This window comes from Myroides sp. DF42-4-2, from assembly GCF_030326445.1.
Taxonomy (GTDB): Bacteria; Bacteroidota; Bacteroidia; order Flavobacteriales; family Flavobacteriaceae; genus Flavobacterium.
Window position 1 is genome coordinate 1 of record NZ_JACAKI010000042.1, and the last position, 5,213, is coordinate 5,213.

The 5,213-nt window shown below is 47.0% G+C and carries 2 tRNA genes and 3 rRNA genes; all 5 read right to left on the reverse strand.

Going from position 1 to position 5,213, the window contains the following annotated elements:
- Positions 1-40 precede the first annotated feature (40 nt).
- The 5 genes from rrf to HX062_RS15930 all read right to left on the reverse strand — a co-directional run bounded on the left by rrf (position 41) and on the right by HX062_RS15930 (position 5,091).
- Positions 41-150, reverse strand: a 5S ribosomal RNA gene (gene rrf / locus HX062_RS15910).
- A 117-nt stretch (positions 151-267) separates the two neighbouring features.
- Positions 268-3,147, reverse strand: a 23S ribosomal RNA gene (locus HX062_RS15915).
- 122 nt (positions 3,148-3,269) lie between these two features.
- A tRNA-Ala gene (locus HX062_RS15920) sits at positions 3,270-3,343 on the reverse strand.
- A gap of 87 nt (positions 3,344-3,430) precedes the next feature.
- Positions 3,431-3,504: transfer RNA gene (locus HX062_RS15925), tRNA-Ile, on the reverse strand.
- A gap of 69 nt (positions 3,505-3,573) precedes the next feature.
- Positions 3,574-5,091 (reverse strand): 16S ribosomal RNA (locus HX062_RS15930).
- The 16S, 23S and 5S rRNA genes sit together here with 2 tRNA genes alongside, the layout of an rRNA operon.
- Positions 5,092-5,213: the final 122 nt, after the last annotated feature.

Here is a 5,213-nt window from a genome sequence, read left to right on the forward strand (position 1 = left end):
AAAAAAAAGCCTGACTACTTGCGTAATCAGGCTTTCAAAAGAAGGGCGACGACATACTCTCCCACCATGTGGCAGTACCATCTGCGCTAGCGGGCTTAACTTCTCTGTTCGAAATGGGAAGAGGTGAGCCCCGCCGCAATAACCACCCTAAAGCGGTTGTTATAAATTCCTAAAAGGATCCTATAACTAATATTGTATATTATAACTTAACAAATACATAACTAACTTTAGAAAGTTGCCCTCCCTCTACATAACGTAGAGGGAGATACACATAAGCTTACGGGCTATTAGTACTACTCGACTTTGACATTACTGCCTTTACATCTATAGCCTATCAACGTTGTCATCTTCAACGGCCCTTTAAAGAAATCTCATCTTGTGGTGGGTTTCGCACTTATATGCTTTCAGCGCTTATCCCTGCCCAACGTAGCTACTCTGCGATGCCCCTGGCGAGACAACAGATGCACTAGAGGTTGGTCCAATTCGGTCCTCTCGTACTAGAATCAGATCCACTCAAATTTCTAACGCCCACAGTAGATAGAGACCGAACTGTCTCACGACGTTCTGAACCCAGCTCGCGTGCCACTTTAATGGGCGAACAGCCCAACCCTTGGGACCTTCTCCAGCCCCAGGATGTGACGAGCCGACATCGAGGTGCCAAACCCCCCCGTCGATATGAGCTCTTGGGGGAGATCAGCCTGTTATCCCCGGCGTACCTTTTATCCTTTGAGCGATGGCCCTTCCATGCGGAACCACCGGATCACTATGCTCTACTTTCGTACCTGATCGACTTGTTAGTCTCCCAGTCAAGCTCCCTTATGCCATTGCACTCTACGCACGGTTACCAAGCGTGCTGAGGGAACCTTTAGAAGCCTCCGTTACTCTTTTGGAGGCGACCACCCCAGTCAAACTACCCACCAAGCAATGTCCTCTGCAACGCAGAGTTAGATCTCAAATAAGCAAAGGGTGGTATTTCAACAATGACTAACCTACGCCTGGCGACGCAGGATCGAAGTCTCCCACCTATCCTACACATCACTTATCCAAGAACAATACTAAGCTATAGTAAAGGTGCACAGGGTCTTTTCGTCCCACTGCGGGTAATCGGCATCTTCACCGATACTACAATTTCACCGAGCTCATGGCTGAGACAGTGTCCAGATCGTTACACCATTCGTGCAGGTCGGAACTTACCCGACAAGGAATTTCGCTACCTTAGGACCGTTATAGTTACGGCCGCCGTTTACTGGGGCTTCAATTCAATGCTTCTTCTTGCGAATAACATCTCCTCTTAACCTTCCAGCACCGGGCAGGTGTCAGGCCCTATACCTCATCTTACGATTTTGCAGAGCCCTGTGTTTTTGATAAACAGTCGCCTGGACCTTTTCACTGCGGCCAGCTTGCGCTGGCGACCTTTCTCCCGAAGTTACAGGTCTATTTTGCCTAGTTCCTTAGCCATGAATCTCTCGAGCGCCTTAGGATACTCTCCTCGACTACCTGTGTCGGTTTACGGTACGGGTACTAATAATCTATGTTTAGAAGCTTTTCTTGACAGCCCTTAGGCACACTATCTCGTTGTTCGAAAACGCTGAGTACTATCGCATTTCTCCATCTCTTACGCATTTTACTATAAGAAATATAGGTACGTGCTTCAACGAACTATTCCGTCAGTTCGCGGTGCTTTCATCACTGTGTCACTCCATCACAATTATTAGTAGTACGGGAATATTAACCCGTTGGCCATCGACGTCCCCCTTCGGGTGTGCCTTAGGTCCCGACTAACCCTAAGCTGATTAGCATAGCTCAGGAAACCTTAGTCTTACGGCGGGGGTGTTTCTCGCACCCCTTATCGTTACTTATGCCTACATTTTCTTTTCTATAAACTCCACCATATCTCACAATACGGCTTCTGCGTCGATAGAATGCTCCCCTACCACTCACGTATAAAACGTAAATCCATAGCTTCGGTAGTATACTTATGCCCGATTATTATCCATGCTCGATCGCTCGACTAGTGAGCTGTTACGCACTCTTTAAATGAATGGCTGCTTCCAAGCCAACATCCTAGCTGTCTGGGCAATCAAACCGCGTTTTTTCAACTTAGCATACATTTGGGGACCTTAGCTGATGGTCTGGGTTCTTTCCCTCTCGGACATGGACCTTAGCACCCATGCCCTCACTGATGATTATCATTAATTAGCATTCGGAGTTTGTCAGGAATTGGTAGGCGGTGAAGCCCCCGCATCCAATCAGTAGCTCTACCTCTAAGTAACTATGATCATCGCTGCACCTAAATGCATTTCGGGGAGTACGAGCTATTTCCGAGTTTGATTGGCCTTTCACCCCTACCCACAGGTCATCCGAAAACTTTTCAGCGTTAAACGGTTCGGTCCTCCATTTAGTGTTACCTAAACTTCAACCTGCCCATGGGTAGATCACACGGTTTCGCGTCTACCACTACTGACTAAAGCGCCCTATTAAGACTCGCTTTCGCTACGGATCCATGACTTAATCACTTATCCTCGCCAGCAACGGTAACTCGTAGGCTCATTATGCAAAAGGCACGCCGTCACCCAACTAATGGGCTCCGACCGCTTGTAGGCGTATGGTTTCAGGTTCTATTTCACTCCGTTATTCACGGTTCTTTTCACCTTTCCCTCACGGTACTGGTTCACTATCGGTCTCTCAGGAGTATTTAGCCTTAGCGGATGGTCCCGCCAGTTTCAATCAGGGTTTCACGTGCCCCGACCTACTCAGGATACCACTATCCTTATCTTCTCTTACTTATACGGGACTATCACCCTCTTCGGTTAACCTTTCCAGGTTATTCTAATTCAATCCGCAAGAAATGTCGTGGTCCTACAACCCCAATATTGCCGTAACAACATTGGTTTGGGCTATTCCGCGTTCGCTCGCCACTACTAGCGGAATCACTTTTGTTTTCTTCTCCTCTGCCTACTTAGATGTTTCAGTTCAGCAGGTTCGCCTCCTATCGGATACTATGTCTTCAACATAGTGGGTTGCCCCATTCGGATATCTACGGATCAATTCGTGTGTGCCAATCCCCGTAGCTTTTCGCAGCTTATCACGTCCTTCTTCGCCTCTGAGAGCCTAGGCATTCCCCATACGCCCTTATTTTGCTTATGTGCTTACAATTCTTTCGAATCGTACTTTCTATAAAATTTTTATTTAAACAATAATATTTCTATTACTATCTAACTGTATTTGTCGTTACAATATGTCAATGAACTTTTATCCTCTCGGATCTGTGGAGAATATCGGAGTCGAACCGATGACCTCCTGCGTGCAAGGCAGGCGCTCTAGCCAGCTGAGCTAATCCCCCATTTCAGGTCTACGGCTAACAGTTTACAGTTAACAGTAACTTTCAACGGTTTAACCAACCTCTAGAATTTCCGCGTAATATAATTAGTAGTCCCGGGCAGACTCGAACTGCCGACCCCTACATTATCAGTGTAGTACTCTAACCAGCTGAGCTACGAGACTCTGTATATTACTTATTTTTTATTTGAACAAACAGCGAGAGTAAATAAACCAACCTCTTTTTTTCTCTAGAAAGGAGGTGTTCCAGCCGCACCTTCCGGTACGGCTACCTTGTTACGACTTAGCCCTAGTTACTAGTTTTACCCTAGGCAGCTCCTTGCGGCGACCGACTTCAGGTACCCCCAGCTTCCATGGCTTGACGGGCGGTGTGTACAAGGCCCGGGAACGTATTCACCGGATCATGGCTGATATCCGATTACTAGCGATTCCAGCTTCATGGAGTCGAGTTGCAGACTCCAATCCGAACTGAGACCAGCTTTTGAGATTCGCATCCAGTTGCCTGGTAGCTGCTTTCTGTACTGGCCATTGTAGCACGTGTGTAGCCCAAGACGTAAGGGCCGTGATGATTTGACGTCATCCCCACCTTCCTCACGGTTTGCACCGGCAGTCTTGTTAGAGTTCCCGGCTTGACCCGCTGGCAACTAACAATAGGGGTTGCGCTCGTTATAGGACTTAACCTGACACCTCACGGCACGAGCTGACGACAACCATGCAGCACCTTGTAAATTGCCCGAAGGAAAGTCTATCTCTAAACCTGTCAATCTACATTTAAGCCTTGGTAAGGTTCCTCGCGTATCATCGAATTAAACCACATGCTCCACCGCTTGTGCGGGCCCCCGTCAATTCCTTTGAGTTTCATTCTTGCGAACGTACTCCCCAGGTGGGATACTTATCACTTTCGCTTAGCCACTCAATCCGAAGACCGAACAGCTAGTATCCATCGTTTACGGCGTGGACTACCAGGGTATCTAATCCTGTTCGCTACCCACGCTTTCGTTCATCAGCGTCAATAAGTACGTAGTAATCTGCCTTCGCAATTGGTATTCCATGTAATATCTAAGCATTTCACCGCTACACTACATATTCTAATTACTTCCATACTATTCAAGTTTAGCAGTATCAACGGCAATTTTACAGTTAAGCTGCAAGATTTCACCACTGACTTACTAAACCGCCTACGAACCCTTTAAACCCAATAATTCCGGATAACGCTCGGATCCTCCGTATTACCGCGGCTGCTGGCACGGAGTTAGCCGATCCTTATTCTTACGGTACCGTCAAATAATTACACGTAATTACATTTCTTCCCGTACAAAAGCAGTTTACAATCCATAGGACCGTCATCCTGCACGCGGCATGGCTGGTTCAGAGTTGCCTCCATTGACCAATATTCCTCACTGCTGCCTCCCGTAGGAGTCTGGTCCGTGTCTCAGTACCAGTGTGGGGGATCTCCCTCTCAGGACCCCTAATCATCGTCGCCTTGGTATGCCGTTACCACACCAACTAGCTAATGATACGCATGCCCATCTTTTACCGATAAATCTTTATTATAAATGTGATGCCACATCTATAAACCATGGAGCATTAATCCGAATTTCTCCGGGCTATTCCCCTGTAAAAGGTAGGTTGCATACGCGTTACTCACCCATCCGCCGGTCTCTAGAAAGCAAGCTCTCTATACCCCTCGACTTGCATGTGTTAGGCCTGCCGCTAGCGTTCATCCTGAGCCAGGATCAAACTCTTCATCGTATATTTTTAATATTGTAAAAAGTTAGCTAGTTTATTCGTGATCCTAAGATCACCTTACTCTCTTTAATTTGTATGCTGTTGTCCAATATGTCTATGATCGTGTTTCAATCTCTCTCCTACTT